Here is a 365-nt window from a genome sequence, read left to right as displayed (position 1 = left end):
AAATCATTCCCTTTCGGTGGCTCTAATTCATTGGCTACCGTCTTCTTCGGTTTGCCCACTACACCCGTGCTTGCCGGTGGCTCAAACTCATCGAGGGCTTTGTTTACGCGATTACCAATTTCGTTTGCGGCGTTTTTTACCCCTTGATCTATTTTTGGGGTGACTTCATCAAGCTGTTTGACCATGGCTTGCATGCCGTCAATGGCTGAGTCTGGCAGTAGGAGGTCGTATTTCCAGCTAGTTGAAATATCTTGCAAGGTATCTCTAAAGCCTTTGATTACGGCTTTTACTTCACTGGCGGCTTGCTTGCCCAAATTTTGCCAGTTTATTTCCCGTAAGTATTTTACTGGGTCGCCTTTACCGAG

At 46.6% G+C, this 365-nt stretch carries 1 pseudogene; it reads right to left on the bottom strand.

Going from position 1 to position 365, the window contains the following annotated elements:
* Positions 1–365 (bottom strand): annotated as a pseudogene (locus tag H5158_RS22925) (hypothetical protein); the annotation flags it as partial.

Origin of the sequence: Pseudoalteromonas sp. SR45-6 (genome assembly GCF_014163545.1) — a bacterium.
GTDB classification, from domain to species: Bacteria; Pseudomonadota; Gammaproteobacteria; order Enterobacterales; family Alteromonadaceae; genus Pseudoalteromonas; species Pseudoalteromonas rhizosphaerae.
Note: the sequence above shows the minus strand (reverse complement) of the source record. Positions and strands in the feature narration are given on the sequence as shown.